This is a genomic window from Planococcus sp. TJ-301, from assembly GCF_058268475.1.
In genome coordinates, this window is sequence record NZ_JBZDOH010000001.1 from 1,848,120 (window position 1) to 1,872,187 (window position 24,068).

The 24,068-nt window shown below is 46.5% G+C and carries 24 protein-coding genes; 15 read left to right on the forward strand and 9 right to left on the reverse strand.

All coding sequences use genetic code 11. The features are described from left to right. Positions 1 to 253 precede the first annotated feature (253 nt). Together AC4EHJ_RS09075 and AC4EHJ_RS09080 are read right to left on the reverse strand one after the other, a co-directional pair. Positions 254 to 766, reverse strand: a complete 513-nt coding sequence (locus AC4EHJ_RS09075; RefSeq protein WP_490975238.1) for a hypothetical protein — start codon at positions 764 to 766, stop codon at positions 254 to 256. Between the two features lie 244 nt (positions 767 to 1,010). Beyond that, positions 1,011 to 1,364, reverse strand: a complete 354-nt coding sequence (locus tag AC4EHJ_RS09080) for a helix-turn-helix domain-containing protein (RefSeq protein ID WP_490975239.1) — start codon at positions 1,362 to 1,364, stop codon at positions 1,011 to 1,013. A gap of 411 nt (positions 1,365 to 1,775) precedes the next feature. On the opposite strand from AC4EHJ_RS09080, the gene AC4EHJ_RS09085 reads away from it, so the two are divergent. Beyond that, on the forward strand, positions 1,776 to 3,272 hold the full coding sequence (locus AC4EHJ_RS09085) for a peptide MFS transporter (protein ID WP_490975240.1): 1,497 nt from the start codon (positions 1,776 to 1,778) through the stop codon (positions 3,270 to 3,272). A 50-nt stretch (positions 3,273 to 3,322) separates the two neighbouring features. On the opposite strand, the gene AC4EHJ_RS09090 is transcribed toward AC4EHJ_RS09085, so the two are convergent. Further along, a complete protein-coding gene (locus AC4EHJ_RS09090) occupies positions 3,323 to 3,964 on the reverse strand; it encodes a pentapeptide repeat-containing protein (RefSeq protein WP_490975241.1) in 642 nt (213 codons plus the stop codon). Positions 3,965 to 4,032: 68 nt separating this feature from the next. Beyond that, positions 4,033 to 4,722, reverse strand: coding sequence for a universal stress protein (locus AC4EHJ_RS09095; protein ID WP_490975242.1), 690 nt, complete (start codon positions 4,720 to 4,722; stop codon positions 4,033 to 4,035). A gap of 273 nt (positions 4,723 to 4,995) precedes the next feature. Here AC4EHJ_RS09095 and AC4EHJ_RS09100 point away from each other — a divergent pair, with 273 nt between their 5' ends. From AC4EHJ_RS09100 to AC4EHJ_RS09150, 11 genes are all read left to right on the forward strand, one after another. Next, entirely contained in the window at positions 4,996 to 7,398 is a 2,403-nt protein-coding gene (locus AC4EHJ_RS09100; protein ID WP_490975243.1) for a Na+/H+ antiporter subunit A, read from the forward strand. Next, complete coding sequence (locus AC4EHJ_RS09105) at positions 7,385 to 7,807, forward strand: Na(+)/H(+) antiporter subunit B (protein ID WP_183736462.1); 423 nt, start codon at positions 7,385 to 7,387, stop codon at positions 7,805 to 7,807. Before AC4EHJ_RS09100 ends, AC4EHJ_RS09105 begins: the two co-directional genes overlap by 14 nt. Positions 7,808 to 7,810: 3 nt before the next feature. After that, a complete protein-coding gene (locus AC4EHJ_RS09110) occupies positions 7,811 to 8,149 on the forward strand; it encodes a Na(+)/H(+) antiporter subunit C (RefSeq protein WP_490975244.1) in 339 nt (112 codons plus the stop codon). Beyond that, the gene (locus AC4EHJ_RS09115; RefSeq protein WP_490975245.1) at positions 8,142 to 9,629 is read left to right on the forward strand and encodes a Na+/H+ antiporter subunit D; all 1,488 of its coding nucleotides are present in this window, start codon (positions 8,142 to 8,144) and stop codon (positions 9,627 to 9,629) included. Before AC4EHJ_RS09110 ends, AC4EHJ_RS09115 begins: the two co-directional genes overlap by 8 nt. 46 nt (positions 9,630 to 9,675) lie before the next feature. Continuing rightward, positions 9,676 to 10,161 (forward strand): Na+/H+ antiporter subunit E, encoded by a 486-nt coding sequence (locus tag AC4EHJ_RS09120; RefSeq protein ID WP_490975246.1) that lies wholly within the window; start codon positions 9,676 to 9,678, stop codon positions 10,159 to 10,161. Then, positions 10,158 to 10,442, forward strand: a complete 285-nt coding sequence (locus AC4EHJ_RS09125) for a Na(+)/H(+) antiporter subunit F1 (protein ID WP_490975247.1) — start codon at positions 10,158 to 10,160, stop codon at positions 10,440 to 10,442. Before AC4EHJ_RS09120 ends, AC4EHJ_RS09125 begins: the two co-directional genes overlap by 4 nt. Next, the gene (locus tag AC4EHJ_RS09130) at positions 10,420 to 10,788 is read left to right on the forward strand and encodes a Na+/H+ antiporter subunit G (protein ID WP_490975248.1); all 369 of its coding nucleotides are present in this window, start codon (positions 10,420 to 10,422) and stop codon (positions 10,786 to 10,788) included. The genes AC4EHJ_RS09125 and AC4EHJ_RS09130 overlap by 23 nt, the downstream gene beginning before the upstream one ends. A gap of 156 nt (positions 10,789 to 10,944) precedes the next feature. Continuing rightward, a complete protein-coding gene (locus tag AC4EHJ_RS09135; protein ID WP_490975249.1) occupies positions 10,945 to 11,640 on the forward strand; it encodes a DUF1538 domain-containing protein in 696 nt (231 codons plus the stop codon). Next, positions 11,637 to 12,380 (forward strand): DUF1538 domain-containing protein, encoded by a 744-nt coding sequence (locus AC4EHJ_RS09140; RefSeq protein ID WP_490975250.1) that lies wholly within the window; start codon positions 11,637 to 11,639, stop codon positions 12,378 to 12,380. Before AC4EHJ_RS09135 ends, AC4EHJ_RS09140 begins: the two co-directional genes overlap by 4 nt. Further along, positions 12,364 to 13,062 carry a P-II family nitrogen regulator gene (locus AC4EHJ_RS09145; protein ID WP_490975251.1) on the forward strand — a complete coding sequence of 233 codons (699 nt, stop codon included), beginning with the start codon at positions 12,364 to 12,366 and terminating at the stop codon, positions 13,060 to 13,062. Before AC4EHJ_RS09140 ends, AC4EHJ_RS09145 begins: the two co-directional genes overlap by 17 nt. A gap of 254 nt (positions 13,063 to 13,316) precedes the next feature. Then, positions 13,317 to 14,504 (forward strand): CDP-glycerol glycerophosphotransferase family protein, encoded by a 1,188-nt coding sequence (locus tag AC4EHJ_RS09150; protein WP_490975252.1) that lies wholly within the window; start codon positions 13,317 to 13,319, stop codon positions 14,502 to 14,504. 209 nt (positions 14,505 to 14,713) lie between these two features. On the opposite strand, the gene AC4EHJ_RS09155 is transcribed toward AC4EHJ_RS09150, so the two are convergent. Then, positions 14,714 to 15,469, reverse strand: coding sequence for an exodeoxyribonuclease III (locus AC4EHJ_RS09155; protein WP_490975253.1), 756 nt, complete (start codon positions 15,467 to 15,469; stop codon positions 14,714 to 14,716). Between the two features lie 181 nt (positions 15,470 to 15,650). On the opposite strand from AC4EHJ_RS09155, the gene AC4EHJ_RS09160 reads away from it, so the two are divergent. Further along, positions 15,651 to 16,928, forward strand: coding sequence for an MFS transporter (locus AC4EHJ_RS09160; protein WP_490975254.1), 1,278 nt, complete (start codon positions 15,651 to 15,653; stop codon positions 16,926 to 16,928). A 53-nt stretch (positions 16,929 to 16,981) separates the two neighbouring features. On the opposite strand, the gene AC4EHJ_RS09165 is transcribed toward AC4EHJ_RS09160, so the two are convergent. The 3 genes from AC4EHJ_RS09165 to rlmN form a co-directional block, all read right to left on the reverse strand. After that, positions 16,982 to 17,767 (reverse strand): YkuS family protein, encoded by a 786-nt coding sequence (locus AC4EHJ_RS09165; protein WP_490975255.1) that lies wholly within the window; start codon positions 17,765 to 17,767, stop codon positions 16,982 to 16,984. A gap of 148 nt (positions 17,768 to 17,915) precedes the next feature. Then, positions 17,916 to 19,052 carry an ABC transporter ATP-binding protein gene (locus AC4EHJ_RS09170; protein ID WP_490975256.1) on the reverse strand — a complete coding sequence of 379 codons (1,137 nt, stop codon included), beginning with the start codon at positions 19,050 to 19,052 and terminating at the stop codon, positions 17,916 to 17,918. A 167-nt stretch (positions 19,053 to 19,219) separates the two neighbouring features. Continuing rightward, positions 19,220 to 20,290: a dual-specificity RNA methyltransferase RlmN gene (gene rlmN / locus AC4EHJ_RS09175; RefSeq protein WP_490975257.1), complete on the reverse strand. Its 1,071-nt coding sequence runs from the start codon at positions 20,288 to 20,290 to the stop codon at positions 19,220 to 19,222. A 160-nt stretch (positions 20,291 to 20,450) separates the two neighbouring features. Between rlmN and AC4EHJ_RS09180 the strand changes: the two genes are divergently transcribed. Continuing rightward, positions 20,451 to 20,924: a VOC family protein gene (locus AC4EHJ_RS09180; protein WP_490975258.1), complete on the forward strand. Its 474-nt coding sequence runs from the start codon at positions 20,451 to 20,453 to the stop codon at positions 20,922 to 20,924. 52 nt (positions 20,925 to 20,976) lie between these two features. Here AC4EHJ_RS09180 and scpC read toward each other — a convergent pair whose 3' ends face one another. Then, positions 20,977 to 22,491 carry a succinyl-CoA:acetate CoA-transferase ScpC gene (gene scpC, locus AC4EHJ_RS09185; protein ID WP_490975259.1) on the reverse strand — a complete coding sequence of 505 codons (1,515 nt, stop codon included), beginning with the start codon at positions 22,489 to 22,491 and terminating at the stop codon, positions 20,977 to 20,979. 327 nt (positions 22,492 to 22,818) lie between these two features. Here scpC and AC4EHJ_RS09190 point away from each other — a divergent pair, with 327 nt between their 5' ends. Further along, the gene (locus AC4EHJ_RS09190) at positions 22,819 to 24,018 is read left to right on the forward strand and encodes an MFS transporter (protein WP_490975260.1); all 1,200 of its coding nucleotides are present in this window, start codon (positions 22,819 to 22,821) and stop codon (positions 24,016 to 24,018) included. Positions 24,019 to 24,068 lie beyond the last annotated feature (50 nt).

Below are 24,068 nucleotides of genomic sequence, written 5' to 3' on the forward strand. Positions count from 1 at the left end.
GTATCTAACAGCTTATCACATTCCATCGGGTTTTTTCTCTTTCCGAAATCACAGAAAACACTCTGCAACAAAAAACTGTTCCATCAGCCTACGCTTTTGGAACAGTTTCCCGAATTCCTGTATTTAAATTTCCATTCTCAGCGTTCCGCTTGGTTTTCATCTTCAAAGGAAGACCTTAAACCCTAGTGGTGAACCAAAAAAGCGGATTTTTCAAGCCACTTTTCAAACAATATTTGATAAGGTTTCTTCTATATTAATACCCCCATTCCTGAAAACTGAAATGCTGTGCAAAGCCAGCATATTTCGCCAAGCCGTTTTGCAGCTCCAGTTCATTTTTGGCCAGCATGCGTTCTCTCGTTTTTTTGCGTTTAAAGCGGCTGCTGTATGCTTGCTGGGCAGCTTCATTGCGGTGGGCAAGCTCTCTGAATTCCATCGCAACATCATCTTCAGGATCACTTAACAAAGATGCAAGCATCCCCGCCTTGCGGTACAGTTCCTTGGAATCGTATTGATCCCGGCGTTCATACAATAGTCCAGCTACGATACTACTTGGCAGCTCTTGGTCAACGCCTTTTGCAAGATCCGTCAGAAGTTCAAGCATGACGCGCCGATTGCTTGCGAGCGATAAAACGTAAAAAACATGCGGAATCTCTTCCACAGGGGTAGCCGTAATATAAAAGTCGATTTCCCGAATCAGCTCAGCAGGCTGGATCAAATCAATCAAAATAGCCAAACGGTATGTTTCATATAATATATATCTGTCCATCTGGGATCGCCTGCCTTACGGAAAAGTAGATTTGATAATTTTAACGAGCACCTCAATTATTGACAAAAATGACAACAACCAATCATTCGAATAGTATTTTAGTTCAATTATATCATTTTTTCTGAATATTTAGTTATTATAAGTAAATATTTATTTATCTTAAAATGCCTAATATTAACAAAAAGTCCACTCGGTAGAGAGTGGACTTTTTGAATGCTTTTGTAAAATAATGGTTTATCCCAGCTTAATTGGCTGCCCCATAGCTTCCCATGCGGCGTTTCACTTGGATGTAAGATGCTGCTTCCGCAATCTCGCTGTGATCGAGCGGTTTGTTATCGAGCATTAAATTATAATCACTTATAGTTGAAGCGTTTTGCAGGTCCAAGTCTATGACTTTTTCGGTGCGATCCAATAATCCGTCAACAGAAACTTCGAAGAAATCAGCTAAACGCGTTAAATGACTCACTGTAATTTGTTTCTTGCCGCTTTCATAAGCCCAAATTGCGCTTTTAGCAAATCCGATTTTTTCTGCCAACTGCTCCGGAGTCAATGCTTTCTCTTCGCGCAGGTCTTTGATTTTTCTTCCTAAATCGTTCATTAGTTTTCTACTCCTTTATATTAAATTCTAACTATTTAAAATATACAGTAACTTATAACATTATACAATATATTTCTATAATATTCGGATAAAAATGTGTACATTTGTTGACCTTTTTCGACAATTTTCGCGAAAATACCTAATAAATGGTTATTATGGTACATAAATGCTTACTATAATTTGTCGATTGCCTCGTTTGGCTAAAAATTTGTCATTCTAGGTGCATTTTTAGAAAAGTTCCATTTTTTTTAATTCATTTATTATTTTGATAAAACTTTTTTGACAGTATATATTAAATAGTCTTACGAAAAAGTTTAGATTCAGCGCCTATTTTACTAATTTACAAGTTTTTTTTGATTTTCAAACTTAAAGAAAGTATTATATTAGAATACGTAAAAAGGAGGTAGTAAGATGTCTGATAAATACAATCGCCAAGACATCGTAAACACAGTGCCACAAAAAGGTTTCTTCGGCCATCCAAAAGGATTGTTTACTTTATTCTTTACAGAATTTTGGGAGCGCTTTTCATATTATGGCATGAGAGCCATCCTGGTGTTTTACATGTACTACGAGCTTTCCGATGGCGGACTTGGCTTAGATCAAACAACGGCTCTTTCCATCATGTCCATTTACGGATCTCTTGTTTATATGTCCGGCGTAATCGGCGGCTGGTTGGCCGATCGAATATTCGGCACATCGAAAGCCGTCTTTTACGGCGGAATACTCATCATGTTCGGTCACATTGCTTTGGCCATTCCAGGCAGTCTGCCACTGTTCTTCGTTTCGATGGTGCTCATTGTCCTCGGTACCGGTTTACTGAAGCCGAATGTTTCGAGTGTCGTCGGCGAAATCTACGCCGAAAATGATAACCGCCGCGACGCCGGATTCAGCATTTTCTACATGGGGATTAATATGGGTGCATTTATTGCACCGTTGATCGTCGGTACAATCGGCATGAACATCAGCTTCCATCTCGGCTTTAGCATCGCCGCAGTCGGCATGTTCCTTGGGCTTGTCGTGTTCATGTTGACGAAAAAGAAAAACCTAGGCCTGGCTGGCACAATGGTAGCAAATCCGTTGTCCCCTTCCGAAAAATCAAAAACCATTAAAGTTTTCTCAATCGGCGCCATTGCCATTGCAGCCATCGTTTATTTCGGACTGCAAATCGGCTTCCTGACGTTCGACAGCTTTATCGCATCAGTCGGCATCCTTGGTATCCTGTTGCCGACAGCTTATTTTGTGGTCATGTACCGCAGCAGCAAAACGTCGGAAGTGGAACGTTCGCGCATCTTGGCTTATATTCCTTTGTTCATCGCATCCGTCATGTTTTGGGCAATCCAGGAGCAGGGATCGACTATCCTCGCAGCATATGCTGATACACGCACGGACCTTGAATTTGCGGGCATCACGATTTCTCCCGCTTGGTTCCAGTCATTGAACCCGCTGTTCATTATTTTGCTTGCTCCAGTGTTCGCATGGATGTGGGTTAAACTTGGCAGCCGCCAGCCTTCCATCCCGCAGAAGTTTTCACTCGGATTGCTGTTTGCCGGGATTTCGTTCCTGGTCATCCTGCTTCCTGCATACTTCGGCGGACCGGATACACTGGTGAATCCGTTATGGCTTGTACTGAGCTACCTAATCATCGTGTTAGGGGAACTTGCCTTGTCGCCAGTCGGATTGTCAGCAACCACCAAGCTTGCCCCTGCCGCTTTTTCAGCGCAGACGATGAGCCTATGGTTCTTGTCAAACGCAGCCGCGCAAGCGATCAACGCACAGCTCGTGAAATTTTACTCAGCTGAAAACGAAATGATGTACTTCGGTATCATCGGTGGAGCATCCATCGTTCTGAGTATTATCCTGTTCCTATTAGCACCAACCATCCAGCGCTTTATGAGAGGCGTACGATAAATAAATACCAAAAGGCCGGAAGCATTTTGCTTCCGGCCTTTTTTCGATGGTCAAACGTCTTTGATAACAAGCCCCATCTGGCGGGCGAAAGCCATCGCCTGCTCCGGCGATACTTTACAGCCAGCCAGTTTGTCGACGGTGACTTGGATGTTCTCAAATGAGTTGCTGCTGAGGTCGACGCCTTTCAGGCTCGCTTCAACAAAATTGATATCATTCATGTCGCATTTATCGAATTCGGTCTGCTTTAATTCCGCTTCGTAAAAATCCGCGTAGCGCAGACTTGAAGATTCAAAGCGCGCCGTATTGCACAGCGAAAAGCCGAATGTCGCGTAATTGAGCACGCAATCCTGGAACAAGGTATGGCGGACGCCGGCTTCCGCGAAGTTCGTGCCGACAAGCTTTGAATTTCGGAACTCCGTCCGGTGAAAGACGCAGCGGCTGAAATCCGCGTTCGACAAATCGCAGTTGATGAACAGTACATCGATAAATTCACTGCGTGGCCAGGCTGCTTCAAGGAAACTGACGTTCTCGAATATCACTTTATCGACACGAAGCCCTTCTTCCGGTTCAATGTCGATGGTTTCATGTAAGATTTTGCAATTGCTTATGTAATGGTCATCCAATGCGGAGGAAAAGGGTATGGTTTCCATATCATTAGATACTATTGGCGCCAAGCGTTTGGCTTTTTTCATCATGAATCCCCCTTTAATTAAATAAGCGGCCGCTTCCAACTGGGAAGTAGCCGCTTTGCTATAACAATTTATCCAACTGACGGCGCTTTATCTATGCAGGACCGGACAAGCATCGGATCCACGATGTGGTCGTCTTCCACTTCCACTTGGTAAAGTTTGCTGTTATGCATGAACTTGAAAATTCCATTATTGAAATCAGTGCCGATTTCTTTGAAGAAAATCCCTTCGTACTGGCATTCTTTCGTTTGGGTGAAACTGATTTTATAAGTGTCGGCGTCCTTCACTAAGTAGCAGCGAACGCCTTTTTCAAATTCTTCATGGTCGCTGCCTTTGATGGATCGTTCGACTGAAACAACATGAAAATCCGCAAAAGGGATTTCCCGCAGCAGTGAATTCAGGAATGATCCTTTCGTAATTTCCTCCCAGCGGCTTCTCGCCGTCTGGCCGATGATAATTTGGGTAATATTCAAATCATGCGAAACTTCCGCGATGACCTTTGCGGAGGGGCGGCTTTCATTATCCCGGATGATAAAGTCCTCAGCCCCGTATTCTTCAGCTAGTTCTTTCCATCGTTCAACATAAGCTGATTTTTCAGTATCAAATTCATCGAATGGCAGCGCATCAACCGTCAGTATATACAACGGGCAATCCAACATGCTCGCCAGCTTGTTTCCACGGTTGATCAGGCGTTCGCCATTGGGCCCGTAAAAAACGCAGACCAATATGCTTTCGTCCATACGTCCTCTGATTTTTTTCATCTTTTCACACCCCTCCAGTGGTTTTTCTGTTCAATTCTTCTGCACAACCCGAAAGTTCAAAACTATGATATTGTACTGCGTATTCCATTATAAATCAAGGCATGCCCCTGCTTATCTGTACCATAACGGAGTTCACAAGTGAAAACAAGCCGTTATTCCTGTATAATTTAACGTATATGCCAACAGCCCAACCCATATTCCATTCCATTCAGGCTTCTGTTTTCCGCCTTTTTTATTTTTCCGTTCCTAATCCCAACTTCAGGAGGTTTTGCAGTGCATTTTCTTATCCTCGCCATTTTAATCCCTTTTCTCGCAGCCGCTTGCATCCCATTCATACATAGGCGCATCGGGCTAATTAACATCGGCTGGCTCGCTCTTGCCGTTCCTTTAGCGCTTTTCGTCGTTTTTGTTTTTCAGATTCCCATCATCTCCTCTGGAAAAACCATTTCCGCATCTATCGATTGGATCCCTTCCCTCGGCATCAATTTTTCAGTTTTTGCAGACGGCCTGAGCCTGATTCTTGCTTTGCTGATTACCGGCATGGGAACCCTAGTTATTCTCTATTCCATCTATTATCTATCTCCAGGGGATTCACTTCCGCATTTTTACGCTTACTTGCTCTTGTTTATGGGAGCTATGCTGGGCGTTGTCCTCACTGACAACTTATTGGTCCTGTATGTTTTCTGGGAACTGACAAGCATTTCTTCGTTCCTATTGATCGCTTTTTGGTATCATCGAAAAAATTCCCGTGTCGGTGCCCAAAAATCTTTGCTGATCACGGTTTTCGGCGGCTTCGGCATGCTAGCGGGCTTCTTGATGCTGCATGTCATGACCGGCTCCTACAGCATCCGCGAAATCATATCCGTCATCGGACAGCATACAGACCACATCTTATATTATCCGGCTTTATTCCTGGTGCTTCTTGGAGCGTTCACGAAATCGGCCCAATTCCCTTTCCATATCTGGCTGCCTGATGCCATGGAAGCTCCGACTCCCGTCAGCGCCTACCTCCATTCGGCAACCATGGTCAAGGCTGGCATTTACCTGGTCGCCCGCTTCACACCGATTTTCGGCGGCACTGCTTCCTGGTTTTGGACGGTTACATTGGTAGGGCTCATCACTTTGTTCTGGGGAGCATTCTGCGCTGTCCGCCAAACCGATTTGAAGGCGCTGCTTGCCTATTCGACCGTCAGCCAGCTCGGCTTGATCATGAGCCTCTTCGGTATGGGATCGGCTGCCCTGCATTTCGGTGCTGAACCTGAAGGCGCGATATACGGGCTGGCCACGTTTGCCGCTCTTTTCCACTTGGTCAATCATTCCACCTTTAAAGGCGCATTATTCATGGTGGTCGGCATCATTGACCATCAAGTAGGAACGCGTGATATCCGTCGCCTCGGCGGCCTTATCGCATTTCTTCCAGTCACTCTTACGTTCGCGGTCATCGGCAGTTTTTCCATGGCCGGTTTGCCGTTTTTCAATGGTTTTCTAAGCAAAGAGATGTTTTTCACAGCTTCGATCAACGCGGCCGGCCTTCCGCTGTTTTCCGCTGTTACCTGGGGCTGGATTATTCCAGTCGTCGCCTGGACAGCAAGCGTATTGACATTCGCCTATTCCATGATTCTCGTATTCCAGACGTTTTTCGGCAATTACCATCCGAAAAAACTCGATAAAAAACCGAAAGAAGCTCCTTTGGGCATGCTGATTTCTCCAGCAATCCTGTCCATCTTGATCATCGGCATCTTTTTCGCGCCGAACTTGCTTGGAGACCATTTGCTGAAGCCGGCAATGGCCACTTTGCTCCCGGGTGTGGTTGGAGCAGCCCCACACATCTCAGCCTGGCATGGCATTAACGCAGAGTTGTTGATGACGCTTGGAGTTTTTGCTGTCGGTGCCATCTTGTATGCGTTCTTGCGCCAATGGAAAAAAATCTATGGCATTCTGCCTGAAAATTGGGCGTTTAATGTTTTATACACTAATTTCCTAAGCGGCCTTGAACGGAAATCGGCTCAAGTGACCTCCTCTTATATGACCGGACATTTGCCCCATTATTTCACTTATATTTTTATGTTCTTCATTGTAGCGGCTGGCGGGTCTTTGCTCTTGTCCGGCGGATTGACATTCGACTTTGCAAACGATGCACCGCTCCCGGCCTACGAAGTGTTGCTGGCAATTGTCATGATGATTGCCGCCATCGCCATAGTTTTTGCTCAATCCAGGCTCACTGCGATCTTGTTGAATGGTGTTCTCGGCTATTCCATCGCGATTTTCTTCGTGCTGTTCCGGGCTCCCGATTTGGCCCTTACCCAATTGGTCATTGAAACAGTGACAACTGCATTGTTCCTATTGAGCTTTTACCATCTGCCCGAGTGGCAAAAGGAAAAGTCGCCTAAAAAAACGAAAATCCGCAACGCTGTTATCGCCATTTTCGGAGGGCTCACCATCACGCTCATTGCGCTATCCGTGAACGGCACTCGGTTGTTCGATTCGATTTCCAGCTTTTATGAAGACTCCTATGAATTGACCGGTGGAAAAAACATGGTCAATGCCATTCTCGGCGATTTCCGCGCTTTTGACACATTGCTCGAATCGCTTGTCCTTTTTATCGCTGGCCTCGGCGTCTATACGCTAATCCGGCTTAAAGGCGGAAAGGAGACCCGTAAACATGGAGATCAATGACGTTATTTTAAAAACGGTAGCCAAAGCTGTAGTGCTAATCATTTTCACCTTCGGCATTTATTTATTTCTGTCGGGACATAATGAACCCGGAGGCGGCTTTATCGGCGGACTCGTCCTGGCATCGGCTTTTGTGCTGATGTTCCTGTCCTATGATTCCGAAACGGTCAGCGACGCCATTCCGATCGACTTCAAAAAACTTTCAGCGTTCGGTGTTCTGCTGGCTCTTTCAAGCGCAACCATTCCGATGTTTTTCGGACAAGCTTTTCTAAGCCAGTCTTTCGGCTATTTCGATCTGCCGATTTACGGCAAAACCGAACTGGCGACGGTGACCATTTTCGAAGCGGGCATCGCTTTGACGGTCATCGGAGTCGTGGTCAATATAATTTTGAGTATAAGTGAGGATGAATAGCCAATGGAAACCCTGATAATTTTATTGGTCGGTGTGCTGACTTCCGTCGCCATCTACCTTCTGCTCTCCAGAAGCTTGGTCCGGGTCATCCTCGGTACCGCAATCCTATCGCACGCTGTCCATTTATTGATCTTATCAATGGGCGGATTAAAAAAAGGCACCGTCCCACTCCTCGGCGAAGAATCCGGGAGCTATGTGGATGCATTGCCCCAAGCCCTGATCCTGACTGCGATCGTCATCAGTTTTGCTGTCACAGCTTTCATTCTGGTATTGGCTTACCGGGCCTATCAGGAACTGGGAACCGACGACCTCAAGGAAATGAGGGGTGTAAACGATGAATAATATCATTTTGCTCCCCATGCTGATTCCAATATTAATGGGCGTGATGCTGATTTTCCTGCGCACTTTCGGCCGCACACAAGCCTGGTTTAGCATCGGCTCTATAGCAGCAGTGGCAGGCATCTCATTTTATCTGTTAAACGCCGTCCAGGACCAAGGCATTTTGCGCCTGGACTTTGGCGGCTGGGTTCCGCCTTTCGGCATCCTTTTCGTGGCAGATTCGTTTGCGCTGCTCCTTGTGTTCGCGACAAGCATTGTCACGCTCGTTTGCCTACTGTATGCATTGTTCACGACTGGCAAACTGCTGGAGTCAATGTATTTTTATCCCACCGTGCTTTTTCTCATCGCAGGCGTCAACGGCTCATTCCTGACAGGCGACTTGTTCAATCTTTTTGTCTGCTTTGAAGTCATGCTTTTGTCTTCTTACGTTCTCCTTACGCTCGGTGGCACCAAGCGCCAGCTCCGGGAAGCTGTCAAATATGTCATCATCAATATCGTATCATCATGGTTCTTTTTAGTGGCGCTGGCCTATTTGTATGGAACGGTCGGAACCTTGAACATGGCACATGTTGCCGTGCGCGTCGCTGAAAATGGCCAAGGGCCGCTGCTCACGACGATCAGCCTCGTATTCCTTATCGTTTTCAGCCTAAAAGCCGGCTTGCTGCTGTATTATTGGCTGCCGGGTTCATACAGTACGCCGCCGACTGTCGTTTCAGCGCTGTTCGGAGCGCTCCTGACAAAAGTCGGAATCTACGCGTTGTTCCGTGTATTCTCTCTTATTTTCCATCACCAGCCGGAAATCACCCATACCATCATCGGCGTCATGGCTGCTGCAACGCTTATCGGCGGCAGTTTAGGCGCCATCGCTTTCAACGATATCCGGAAAATAGCGGCCTATAACATTGTCATCTCGGTCGGTTTCATCCTTGTCGCGCTCGCCGTTTCGACACCGAACGCCATCGAAGGCGCTGTTTATTATCTTGTCCACGACATGATTGTCAAAGCGCTGTTGTTCTTGTTGATTGGTACGCTCATATCACTGACGGACACCGTCCAGCTGAACCAAATGAGCGGCTTGATGAAAAACTATCCGCTGCTCGGCTGGTCGTTTTTCATCGCTATGCTGTCTCTTGCCGGCGTACCGCCATTCAGCGGATTCATCGGCAAGATCCTCATAGTTGAAGGTACGATTGACAACGGATCTTATGGACTGCTGGCACTCGCGCTGCTATCAAGCTTATTCGTCTTGTATTCCATGCTGCGCATCTTTAAAAACAGTTTCTGGGGCGAGACCATCATCAGCAAAGAAGAACAAGTCCCGCTGCACAGTAAATTCCTTTTCCCGAGCCTGCTGCTGGTCTTGCTGACGTTTGGAATGGGCATCGGCACTGAATGGCTTTCCGTCTATGTGACCGATGCTGCTGATACGCTGCTCCATCCGGAAATTTATATAGACGCCATTTTAGAAGAAGGCGTACAGTAATGGCTGTCCGCACAAATCTAATCCCTAACGAAAGGAGAGGCTTTTAATGCCGGCTCAGTTTCTGCTGAACATCACCATCGCCTTGCTATGGACTTTGCTCATGGATGAAGATGCCTTCTACTTACCCACTTTTTTAACCGGCTACCTGATCGGCATCGGCATTCTGTTTTTCATGCACCGATTTTTCGGCACGAAGTTCTACATGCTGCGCGTCTATTCCACTATTAAACTATTGTTCATCTTCACCTCTGAACTTGCCCAGTCGAGCCTGTTGATCATGAAGCAGATCCTCAGCCCGACATTGAAAATCAGGCCAGGCATCTTCACGTATGAACACAACATGAATGGCCCCTATGAACTGACGACGCTCGCATTGCTGTTGACGCTAACGCCGGGTTCGGTCGTCATGGAAGTATCGCCGGACGGGAAAACATTTTATATCCACGCCATGGACGTTGAAGAATCCAGGGATACCATTCTAAAATCAATCAAAACCTTTGAAAAAGCGATTATGGAGGTGACACGAGGATGATTGACACGATATTATCGATTGCGCTGTTCTTGTTCATTTTTGCCGTGCTGCTCGCTCTTTACCGCATCATCAAAGGACCTTCGATGCCCGACCGGGTTGTCGCACTCGACATGATCGGGGTCAACTTGATTTCAGGCGTAGCGGTATTTTCAGTGGTTCTGCAGACACATGCTTTTCTGGAAGTCATCCTGATTGTCGGCATCCTTGCTTTTATCAGCACAATCGCTTTGGCACGCTTTGTTGAGAGGGGGGATATCGTTGAGCATAAACGAAATCTTTGAATACATCGGAGCTTTCCTTATTTTGATCGGTTCCATTATGGCGGTTATCAGTGCAATCGGCATCTTGCGTTTGCCGGACGTTTATACCCGCTCGCATGCGGCAACCAAAAGCTCGACATTGGCGGTTCTGCTCTCCTTGACCGGAACGTTCATTTACTTTTGGGCGTCCGAGAACTTCATCAGCGTCCGCCTGCTTCTCGGTATCTTGTTCGTCTTTTTAACAGCACCGGTTGCGGGCCACTTGATAACGCGGGCAGCCTACCGCTCTCGCGTTAAAATGTCGGATTCCTCGACAGAAGATGCGCTGCACGACGCACTTTATGGAAAACAGAAAGATTCACAGTAATCAGTATTGAACCAACAGTTTCTCAGGCTGCCGGGAGTTTTCCGGCAGCCTTTTTTGCGGAATAACAAAATAGTGTTTTTTTATTAAAATGTCAAGTTTATGACTAACGGAAAAAGGGAATAACAGGAAAAAAAGCGGTGAAGGGGTTTATGGATGATGGGAAACGTCAGAGATACGTTGAAAGAAGTAGCCGCTGCCATCCTGCCGGTCACTGCCGTAGTCGTCGTCCTGCAAATCATCTTTATCCGCTTGCCTTTGGAAGCAATGCTGCAATTCCTGATCGGCGCCGCTTTTGTCGGTATTGGTTTTTTCCTGTTTCTCCTCGGGGTCACAGCCGGCCTCTTGCCTGTCGGTGAGATGATCGGCAAACGATTGCCGAAAACCAAAAACATTTTTACCATTGTCGGCACTGGCTTTTTGCTGGGGTTGGTGGTGACGATTGCCGAACCAGATGTCCGCGTGCTGGCAAAACAGATTGACCAAGTTTCCGACGGAGAAATCGGATCAGGAATTTTGGTATTGTCTGTCGCACTCGGCCTGGCTTTATTCGTCGCACTTGCCATGGTCCGGACCATTTTCAGCATTCCAATCCATATTCTGCTGATTGGCGGATATCTCCTGGTTTTCGCTTTGTCGTTTTTCGTACCCCATGACTATGTTGCCATCTCTTTCGACGCCGGGGGTGTCACTACCGGCCCGATGGCGGTACCGTTCATCCTTGCCCTTGGCGTCGGCGTAGCGTCCGTCCTGCGCTCTGGCTCATCAGCAGCAAGCGAAGGATTTGGCTTGATCGGCTTGGCGTCAATCGGACCGATTCTTGCGATCATGCTATTGGGGGTGTTATTCCAGTGAACCTTCATGTGTTCGAAGGGTTCGGGGACATCCTCATTGAAGTGAGCTACGCCCTGATCCCATTAATCCTCTTTTTTATCGCCTTCCAATTCTTCATGCTCAAACTGGATAAACAGCGGGTCCATCAAATCGTCCTAGGCTTTATCCTCACCTTTTTCGGACTTGCCTTTTTTTTGCAAGGCGTTCATATTGGCTTTTTCCCTGTTGGCCACATGATGGGGCAAGCGCTGGGCTCTGAAGAAAATACGTGGCTTCTCATGCCAATTGGTTTTGTGCTCGGTTTCGTGGCCACGTTTGCTGAGCCCGCTGTCAGCATTATGAACAGTGAAGTCGACAAAGTGACCGGCGGCTATATTTCAGAAAAAGTTATGCTTTACACAGTGTCCACTGGAGTGGGAATTTCAGTAGCGTTATCAATGTTCCGCATCCTTTACGGCATTTCACTTTGGTATTTCCTCATTCCTGGATATATAATTGCTTTAATCCTCGTATTTTTTTCCAATAAAACATTTATTGCCATCGCTTTTGATTGCGGCGGTGTCGCTACCGGACCTATGACGGTTACATTCATCTCAGCGATGGCGGTCGGAGCGGCTTCTGTAATTGAAGGCAGGCATCCGCTGACAGATGGTTTCGGCCTAATCGCGTTAGTGGCGTTGACGCCCATTATCGCAGTATTAATAGTTGGACTGATTTTCACAAGAAAAGGTGGCGATGCAAACGATGAACCTGAATCATAGACTGATGATTGCAATCGTCAAACGCGGCTTTTCCCGCGCCGTCATTGCAGAAGCGAAAAAAGCCGGTGCAGAAGGAGCAACTGTCATGTACGGCGAAGGCATCGGACGCAATGAAAAGCCGACATTCCTAGGCCTACCCGCTACCCATGAAAAAGACATCATTTTTATCGCCATTGACGGGTCACTAGAAAAACCGGTTGCTGAAGCGGTTTCCCGCTGCGCAAAATTGGGCCACCCTGGGCAAGGACTCGGCTTCACGCTCCATTTAAACAAATTGATCGGCGTGCCGCATTTATCGGATCGCCTTTACTTCACCAAACCGCAGAAAGGGGAACGTTCCATGAAGCCTTTGAAGGATCAGTTTCAATTGATTGTCACCATTGTCAATAGCGGCGATTCCGAAAAAGTGGTCGCTGCCGCTGCTGAAGCCGGTGCCGAGGGGGGCACCATCCTTACCGGCCGCGGCACTGGTGTAAACGAACAGACAAAGTTCATGAGTTTCACAATCGATCCTGAAAAAGATATTGTTTTTACATTGGTGCCGGAAAGTTTCGCCAATGCTGTTGTTAACCGCATCGAAAAAGCCATCGACCTTTACTCTCCAGGACAAGGCATCGCTTTTTTGATCGATGTCGAAGAAGTTTTCGGCGTCAACCATTCTTCATTAAGTAAAATTGAATGAAAATTGCTGCGATGATCTTATAAATAACTTAAAAAAACCGGAATCTATGGGATTCTGGTTTTTTAGTTGCGCAAATTCAGTCCTTCATTTACATAGTTGTTTGAAATGGCAGAGAAGAGCATTTCCCAAAAGTCTGAGAGACATATGTTTGTATTACTAACACCAGAATTATTAGTTTATTTATTCCAGATAGACAAAAAGGCTGGAATATGAAAAACTTGAAGGATAACGTTCTTTAGAAAGCAGGGTTTGGAATGAGTGTCGTATTAAAAGAAAAAGGGAGATGGGATCCTTTGAAGGTATTTGCAAAAGTAGCTGCCGCCTATTTGGTCTCAAAGATGTCTACCCGTAAAGAAAAAAGAAAGATTGCATTGATCGGCGGCAATCTTGGTGAAAAATATGAAGACAACGCCGCCGTTTTCCATAAATACGTAGTGACCAACCACGCGGACAAAGTGATGGCTTATTGGATGTATGATCCCAAGACAACTTATGCCCTCGACGGCAAAGTTGAAAATGCGGTACCTCTTGGAAGCTTCCGCAATTACGTCTTGTTTTTCCAAGCGGAATACACATTCCATGGGCACTCATTGCTTTATGACATCGTGCCGTCAGCGGATAAATTCCTTTTCCTCAACCACAAAACCATCATCACGCACGTCAGCCACGGCATTGAAGGCTTCAAAAAAATATTGATTCAAAAAGAAGATATTCCACTGTTGAGCCGAACAAATTATTTTAATTGCGCGTCAAAGTATGAAAAAGAACTAAAACGGAAAGAGTGGAAAATCCCGGAAGAAAAACTGATTGTCACCGGCTTTCCGCGATTTGACCGTTACGAAATACATGAACCCGCCAAAGAGATGAAAAATATCCTCATGATGATGACTTGGCGCGAATGGCTCTTCGATCTAACGGAAGAAGAATTCCTGGAAAGCGCTTATTTCCGCAACACGATCGGGTTGATTCAGCATCCAGGAATCCGTGAATTGATCAGTCAAAACGGTTTGCACATGCAGATTGCCTTGCATCCGTTCATGAAGAAGTTTGAAAAGCATTTCGTTGGGCTGGAAAATCCTGCCACTGGCATTGAATTTCTTGACGCCAATCACCACCCAATCGAGAAAGCGATTGAGGACAATGATATGCTGATCACTGATATCTCGAGCGTGTCGTGGGACTTTTTGTATTTAAATAAGCCCATCATTTTCAATATGTTCGACCGGGACGAATACATCGCTAAGCGCGGCAGTTATTTGGACCTGGAAAAAGATTTGTACGGCTACAAAGCTGATTCCATCAACGAAGTTTATACGTCATTGAAACGGATTGTTGAAGAAAACATCACCACTAATGAGTGGTATTCACAGGCACACCAATACATCGATTATTTCGATCATCAAAATTGCCTGCGCCTCGCTGAACGCGTGCTGGAAGTTTAAAGTATATGCACTTAAAATAGAAAGTCCCTTCGCTTCGCGCGAAGGGACTTTCTATTTTTGCAGTTGAATTCTGGCGGCCGTGCGGCGCTTAGTGCCGGTTAAAACTGAAAAAATGCATAATAAGCGCCCGCTAATACGTGTTAATTTTTTCGTAAGCCAAGTTGATTTTGAAAAGCTGCAGGTTAACGGGCGGAGCATTCTCATCCTCCTTATAAATCGAGTTCCAATTCAACGGGACAATGATCCGAACCAAGAACATTGGTATGGATTCTGGCCCCAGCCAATTTCGGCGCCAGGCTTTCTGACGTGATGAAATAGTCGATGCGCCACCCGATGTTGCGCGGCCGGCAATTGGTCCGGTATGACCACCATGTGTAGCTGCCGGGCTTTTCGGGGTAGAAAAAGCGGAATGTATCCACAAATCCGCTCGCCAGAAATTCGCTCATCTTGCCGCGTTCTGCCGGCGTAAAGCCGGAGTTTTTCAGGTTTGCTTTCGGGTTGCGCAAATCGATTTCCTCATGGGCGACATTGAGATCGCCGCACAGGATAACCGGCTTGACCTTATCCAAGTTTTTCACATGCGACAAAATTGCATCTTCCCATTGCAAGCGGTAGTCGAGCCGCAGCAGGCCATGCTGCGAATTTGGCGTATAGACGTTGACCATGTAAAAATCCTCGAATTCCAGCGTGATGATGCGCCCTTCTGCATCATGCTCTTCGCTGCCAAGCCCATAAAATACGGAAAGCGGCTCTTTTTTCGTAAAAATGGCCGTTCCTGAATAGCCTTTTTTCAAAGCGTAATTCCAGTATGTATGGTATCCCGGCAGCTCCAGATCAATCTGCCCTTCCTGCAATTTGATTTCCTGCAGGCAGAAAATATCGGCATTTTCAGCGTTAAAAAACTCCATAAAGCCTTTTTTCATCACAGCGCGAAGGCCATTGACGTTCCAAGATATCAATTTCAAAATAAGCAGCTCCCATCTCTCCTCTTCAGTCTACTGAAATTGCCGTCGCTTCTCAATTACAGTGCTTTTTAGCCAATCCCAATAAAATTATGTAAAATTTCAGTGAATTTATTAGATAATGCATCATTTTTCATTTTCATCAAGTACAATGAAATTATCTATAGCTTAAGGGGATTTAGCCATGAAAAAGTTTACGAAAGAAGAGAAAAGCTGGGCGTTGTACGATTGGGGCAGTTCCGCTTACTCGATCATCATTACGACCGCTGTGTTTCCACTTTATTACAAAGCGTCAGCGACAGAAGCAGGCGTCGATTTAGCTGACTCCACCGCTTATCTCGGCTATACAATTGCCATTTTCACGTTTATTTTGGCAATGATCGGCCCGATTCTTGGGACGATTGCCGATTACCAGGGATTGAAAAAGAAATTCTTTACCGCCTTTTTCCTGCTGGGCACTGTTTCCACCGCCGCATTGGCGTTTGTGCCAAGCGAAAACTGGCTTATGCTGTTAGCATGCTACACTTTTGCTGCGCTGGGTGCTACGGGTGCCAATGTATTCTACGATGCCTTTATCGTAGATGTAACAACCGCTAAGCGCATGAACAACGTCTCTGCATTCGGTTATGGATTGGGCTATATCGGCTCAACCATCCCATTCATCTTATCGATTGCCGTGATTCTGCTGGCTTCAAATGAAGTGATTCCGATTTCGACGACGACTGCCAGCCGGATTGCATTCCTGATTACGGCCGTCTGGTGGGCTGCTTTCTCTATACCGATGTTCAAACGGGTGCACCAGAATTATTACATCGAACGGGAACCGAAACCGATCCGGCAAAGCCTTAAGCGCCTCAGTAAAACAATTCGGGAAATCCGCCAATACCGTGCATTATTCCTTTTTCTTCTCGCATACTTCTTTTACATCGATGGCGTCGGGACGATCATCGCCTTATCGACTGCTTACGGCACAGACCTTGGCTTGTCGGCAACCAGCCTGTTGATTGTGTTATTTGTTACCCAAGCTGTAGCTGCGCCATTCGCCATCCTTTACGGCCGTTTGTCTGAACGCTTTACCGGCAAAAAGATGCTGTATGTCGGAATATGCGTTTACATCGTCGTCTGCATCTATGCCTTTTTCCTAGAGACCATCACCGACTTCTGGATTTTGGCGATGCTTGTGGCTACCAGCCAAGGTGGCATCCAAGCGCTCAGCCGCTCGTACTTCGCCAAATTGGTGCCAAAAGAGAATTCCAATGAATTTTTTGGCTTTTACAACATTTTCGGAAAATTCGCGGCAATCCTCGGACCGCTGCTGGTTGCTGTTACTTCGCAGGTTACCGGAAATTCCAGCATGGGCGTTTTCAGCCTGGTCATCCTATTCGTCATCGGGCTCGTTATCCTGTCACGTGTCCCTGAACCTGAAGAACACATTGCAGTAGATGAAGCCGCAATTGAATAAACAAAAATAAAGCGGTCCCGGAATATTCCGGGACCGCTTTATGGTGATCTGACTTATTTATCAGTTGTGTTTTTCGGCGTGATTGTTGCCGCGCCGGTGCTCGTCTTTTTGATTTCGGAATCTCCGAATTCAACGACTTCGATTCCGCCTTTTTCTTTATCGGCTTCTTTATCAGCTTTTTTGATTTCTTTTTCAACTTGTTTTTCAGCTTTTTCGTGCTCTTTCACTGCTTTTTCTTCAGCCTTGTCTTCGGCTTTCAATTCTTTTTGAACTTCTTTTTCCTGCTTTTTCAGTTCTTTTTCTTCTTTCTTTTCTTCACGCTTCGTTTTAAGCTCATCGACTTTGCCTTTTGTTTTATCAGTGACACCTGCTGCTTTTTCTTTCACAGTGCCGACTTTTTCTTTAACCTGCTCGACAGTGCCGCTCAATTTTTCTTTAGATCCAGCAGTTTTCTCTTTCAAGGTTTCTTGCATTTCCTTGCCGCTCTTCGGTGTCAATAGGAGTCCAGCCGCTGCTCCGACAATCGCACCAGTTACAGCGCCTTTCAGGAATCCACTGCCCGTGATGCCGCCTTCATCGGATGGTTCAGGAGCAGGGAGTTTTCCGCTGCGTACAAGGCGTTCTTCGACCTCTTCAACGATTTCGTACAATGTGCGCCCTTTAGCTTCAACTAAAGGAACGTTCATATGAAAGTCTGCTAAATCTTCTAAATCTCTTACAACGACACAGTCATAATCCACCGCATCTGTTTTATCTTTTAACATTTCCGCATTATATCCTTTTTTCTCAAGTGCATCTTTAACTGAAACAAACGGTTCTTCTACTGCAACTTTTACCATTTCTTTTCCACTCCCTTTTCCTTAATTGTGTATACTTGTTTATTTCCCCTCATTTCCCGCAAGATAAACGCATACTTGAAAATGAAATATTTTTAATATACCGTAAATTTTAAAAAAAGGAGCAGCGCAGACTGCTAGAAAGTCAGTTTTAAAGGGCTGCAGTTTCTTTATTGCCAATTGCTGCAACCTTTATAATCCGGTTTCCGCTTTCGGTGTCAAAGAAATGGACATGCGACATATCGAACGCCAGACGGGCAGTATGCCCAGGTTCAATGGCAGTATCCGCCTCAACGCGCGCAATAAATTCTTGGCCTGCGTAGACGGCATAAATAATGGTTTCTGCGCCAGTCAGTTCTGAAACCGTGATTGTGGCTTCAAAATCACTGACTGGCAAGTTCGATAGATCTTCACTATTGACATGAATGTGTTCAGGACGGATGCCAAGTGTGATGTCTTTGCCTTCATACCCTTGATTTTTTAAGAACGCCAGCTGTTCGGGCAAAATATCCACTGCTTTTTCGCCAAGCCTGAACGTGCCATTTTCCATATGCCCTTCGAAAAAATTCATCGCCGGCGAACCGATAAAGCCGCCGACAAAACGGTTATCTGGAAAATCATAAACTTCTTTCGGACTGCCGATCTGTTGAATGAGGCCGTCTTTCATAATTACGATCCGCGTTGCCATCGTCATGGCCTCGGTCTGGTCATGGGTCACGTAAATCGTTGTCGTTTTCAGCCGGTGGTGAAGTTTGGTGATTTCTGCACGCATCTGCACGCGAAGCTTGGCATCCAAATTGGACAACGGCTCATCCATCAAAAACACTTTCGCATCGCGGACAATCGCGCGCCCAAGCGCCACTCGCTGGCGCTGTCCACCAGACAACCCCCTCGGTTTGCGGTCGAGAAATTCTTCCAATCCTAAAATAGCCGCTGCGTCAGTGACGCGCTTGTGGATATCGTCCTTTTTCAACTTGCGCACCTTCAAGCCGAACGCTATGTTTTCATATACCGTCATATGCGGAAACAGTGCATAGTTCTGAAAGACCATCGCAATGTCCCGGTCTTTCGGCTGCACATCATTCATACGCTTGCCGTCTATGTAAAAGTCCCCTTGCGAGATTTCTTCTAGCCCTGCGATCATGCGAAGCGTTGTAGACTTCCCGCAGCCGGATGGGCCGACAAAAACGATGAATTCCTCATTCTGGATGTCCAAGTTGAAATCCGACACGGCAACGGCGCCGTTTTCATAAGTTTTCCCTAAGTTATGGATTTGTATTTCTGCCATCGTTTACCACCTCTTTTTTAATTTTGATTATATCACTTATCAGTATATTACGAAAAAAGAGGGCTGGATGTCTCATTTAAGCTTGTTCCGCTCAGTTTACGCGCGTTCAGCGCAATCAACGCAAAAAAGGCACCCTCTCAAGAGGATGCCTTCAATCTGCACTATTGTTAAATTGCAGCTGTTTTTTCTTTTTTGATTTGCTTGCTGCGCAATTGCCCGCAAGCTGCGTCGATGTCTGCGCCTTGTTCGTGGCGCACGCCGCAGTTGATGCCTTTTTTCTTCAAAGCGTCATAGAAAGCGCTGATCGCTTCGGGTGTGCTTTGCTGATACTGGTCATGTTCGCTGACCGAGTTGTACGGAATCAAGTTGACGTAGGATAGATGGCGCTTGTTTTCAAGCAGCTTCGCCAATTTATGCGCTTCTTCGACATGGTCGTTGACGTCGCGCAATAAAATATACTCAAATGTGATGCGGCGGTTGGATTTCTCCAAATAATAATCGATCGCATCCATCAATTTCTCGATCGGGTAGGCTTTGTTGATTTTCATAATGCGTGTGCGCAATTCGTTCGTTGGCGCGTGGATGGAAATCGCCAAGTTGACTTGCAGGCCTTCGTCCGCGTAATCGTAGATTTTCGGTACAATGCCGCTTGTCGATACGGTAATGTGGCGAGCACCGATGGCAAGCCCTTTTTGTGAGTTGACGACTGTCAGGAAGTCCATTAAATTCGTGTAATTATCGAACGGTTCGCCGATCCCCATGACAACGATATGGCTGACGCGCTCTTCTTTTTGCTGAGCGTCAAAGTGAGCTTGCACTTGCATAATCTGCTCAACGATTTCGCCCGCGTTTAAATCGCGGCTCTTTTTCAACAGGCCGCTGGCACAGAAACTGCAGCCGATGTTGCAGCCGACTTGGGTGGTCACACATACAGAGTTGCCGTATTTAAAGCGCATCAAAACCGTTTCGATCAAGTTGCCGTCCTGCAGACGGAAAAGGAATTTAATCGTACCGTCAGCTGATTCCTGTTTCACCGCTTCTTCAAGCGTGCGGATCGCGAAATTATCTTCAAGCAAGCTAATGACGTCTTTGCTCAAATTGTTCATGTGAGCAAATTCAGTGACGCGTTTAATATACAACCAGTCCCATACCTGCTCAGCACGGTATTTCTTCTGGCCATTTTCTAGAAACCATTCTTTTAATTGATCTATCGTCAAACCATAGATGGAATTTTTCATTAGTAGTACCCTCATTTCGGAATTTCACAATTGCTTATTATAATACTAAATTTCCTGCTTGACAACAACTATTTTCGTTTATACTGAAAAATCTGTTTTTTTAGATGAATTAAACCCTCCATTTTAGGGTAATAATTTAGATATAACAGGAGGCGATTAGATGAGCAGCGAAATTACACATGTCGGGCTGGCAGTACCGGATTTGGACCATGCTATGCAATGGTATTGCAGTGTGTTGGGCTTTTACATATTGTCAGGACCGACCGAGTTTGATGCGGACGAGGCAGAGGTTGAAAACATCACGCAAAACCTGCAGGGACCGGAAATCAAAAAAATGCGCAATGTCCATTTAATGTCGATGGGCGGCGTTGGCATCGAGTTGTTCGAGTTCCAGGAAGCGGACATCGATGAAGGGCCGCCGACTGCGCACCGTGGTTTTTTCCATATATGCCTGATTGTCGATAATGTGGTCGAAGCGATTGAACGCATTGTCCAGCAAGGCGGCAAACAGCGCAGCCGGATCCATCAGATGAACGAAGATAAAAATCATTACCTTGTTTATACAGAAGACCCTTTCGGCAACATTTTGGAACTCTCCAGCCGCAGCACCTCTGAAATGTACTGCAATAGATAATACAAAGAAGCCAGCCATTCCCAATGGGGATGGCTGGCTTCTGTTAAGTTTATCAGACTAATTGTTCTTTCTGGAGAAGCATTGAACCGTGCTGCGCCAGGTTCGCATGCCACGAAAACGCTTTTTCCAATATATGAGGTGTTTGGCCGCCGCGCGTCAATGCTTCTTCGTAATAGGCACGCATCTGGTTTTTATACATCGGATGCACACAGTTTTCAATAATCACTTCAACCCGTTCGCGGGGCGCAAGGCCGCGAAGGTCCGCATACCCTTGTTCAGTGACTACGACGTCGACATCGTGCTCCGTATGATCTGTGTGGGTAACAAACGGCACGACGCTTGAAATTTTGCCATCTTTGGCAATCGATTTTGTCACAAAAATAGCGAGGCGGGCATTGCGGGCAAAGTCGCCGGAGCCGCCGATGCCGTTCATCATTTTTGTACCGGAAACATGCGTGGAGTTGACATTGCCATAAATATCGAACTCAAGTGCAGTATTGATGGAAATCAGCCCCAAGCGGCGAATGATTTCCGGATGGTTTGAAATTTCCTGCGGCCGCAAAATGATTTTGTCGCGGTACTGCTCGAAATGAGCATACACGTGCTCCATCCGCTCCTGAGACAATGTAATGGAAGAACTGGAAGCGAAATCGACTTTACCAGCGTCCATCAAATCGAATACCGCGTCCTGCAGCACTTCTGAGTATAATTGCAAATCATGGAATTCCGAATCGATCAATCCGTGCAGGACCGCATTCGCTACCGAACCGATTCCTGACTGCAGAGGCGCCAGTTTAGGCGTCAGCCTGTTTGCCCGAACTTCCGAGCGCAGAAAGTCCAGCAAGTGATTGGCCATGATTTCCGTTTCTGCATCGGAAGGAACAATGGTAGAAGGAGAATCTTTCTGATGTGTGAAGACAATGCCCCGGACTTTTTCAAGGTCCACCGGAATGCCGATTGTGCCAATGCGGTCATCCGCTTTAGTCAACGGAATCGGCAGGCGCTCCCCTTGTTTCCCCGTGTCGTAAATATCGTGGATTCCTTCGAATAATTCCGGTTGAGCTGTATTGATTTCGACGATTACATTTTTTGCGTGCTTCACGAAAATGGCAGAGTTGCCGACGGAAGTTGACGGGATGATCATGCCGTCTTCCGTAATCGAAAGCGCTTCTATAACAGCGAAATCAATCGGCTCGATGACTCCTGCTTTGATCCATTCGGCGGTATGGGACAAATGATGGTCCGTAAACAGCATATCGCCTTCATTGATTTTTTTCCGCATCGCCGGGTCCGCCTGGAAAGGCAGGCGTTTCGCCACAATCCCGGCTTCTGCAAACAATTTATCGATATCGGAGCCTAGAGAAGCCCCGGTAAAAACATTCACTTTAAAATGTTCAGTTTCAGCGCGCTTAAGCAGTGCAAAAGGAATTGCTTTTGCGTCCCCTGCCCGTGTGAATCCGCTTAGCCCGAGCGTCATTCCATCTTGAATCCAAGAAGCTGCGACATCTGCATCTATAATCCGTTCCTGTAATTGAATGGCTTTAATTCGCTGAATGTGTTGTTCCATCTTCGTCACCTTTCGTCGCCAGAATGTGTTCCTTGCCTACTTTCAATTATAAAGGATGGCAGCCCCATTCTATAAAACTCCGTCTTGTTCACGCCATGTTTTTCTTACTCCCTTCACACTCCTGTAACAAATCCCGTATTATTTCCTCCGGTTTCAAGCAGTTTGTTTGAGCTTGTGCAAAAGAAGACTGAACAACTCCGAATCCTGAAGCTACATGAGGAATCCCCTCTATATGCTTTTTTATTGACAAGATGTGGAAGCGCCTCTAGTATTAAAAAGTTGAACAAATAAACTTCATTGTACTATATACAAGAAACGAGGCATTTCATGACTACAGACCAGCGCAAAAAAATATATATCTTGATGATTAATATGTTCATCGCCATTGCGAGCTTCGGAATCGTTATCCCAATCCTTCCTTCATACCTCGAATCCATCAATCAAGGCGGCATGGCAGCAGGCTTGATGATCGCCATTTTCGCAGGAGCTCAGTTCCTATTTTCGCCGATTGCCGGCAAATGGGCGGATCAGTACGGCCGCAGGCAAATGATCATCTACGGGCTTCTGGGCCTTACCATTTCCATGTTCGTCTTTTACCTGTCGAACGGCATCTGGGTCTTGTACCTGTCGCGCGTCATCGGCGGCATCGGAGCAGCGATGCTCATTCCGGCAATCTTCGCTTACATAGCGGACATAACTACACTCGATCAGCGCGCGAAAGGCACGAGCCTGGTATCTGCAGCGATGTCACTCGGCATCGTCGTGGGTCCTGGCATCGGCGGTTTCCTGGCAGATTTCAGCTTGAAATTGCCGTTCCTTGTGTCAGCATTGGTATCGCTTGCCGCTGTATTGTTCTCAGTCGCACTGTTGAAAGAACAGGATGCAATCGATGCGGATCCTGCCACCACAATGGACATGACGCAGAACGAGGCGATGCTGACGAAAATTTTCCGTTCCGTCAGCATGCCGTATTTCATTCCGCTTGTCATCACGCTCGTCATGAGCTTCGGGCTGCTGGCTTTTGAATCGGTCATCGGCCTGTATCTCGACAACCAGTTTAATTCGACCGCTAAGGACATTGCCTTTATGATCACGGCGACAGGCGTTGTCAGTGTGATTGTCCAATTGTTCATCGTTGACCGCATCGTCCGCCGTTTCGGCGAAGCCGTTATTCTTATCGCTTTCCTAGGCGTTGCCGCCGCCGGTTTTGTGATGGCGCTGTTCGCCGGAAGCTACGCGATGTTCTTCGTAGTAACGCTGATCATCTTCCTTGCGACGTCAATTTTGCGCCCGGTCCTCAATACGCTGATTTCCAAAATGGCTGAAGGTGAAGTCGGTTTTGCAATGGGCATGAACAATGCGTATATGAGCGTCGGAAACGTACTTGGGCCGCTTCTTGCAGGCGCTTTGTATGATATCGACATCTCGTATCCGTTTGTCTTAGGCCTCGTGATGCTCATGATCACTTGGACCATCACAGTCGCATGGCATCGCGGCCGCACCGCCAAAACACGCACCGCACACTGAAATTGCCAACCCCCTGCATCTTTTGCAAAAGATGCAGGGGGTTTTTATTG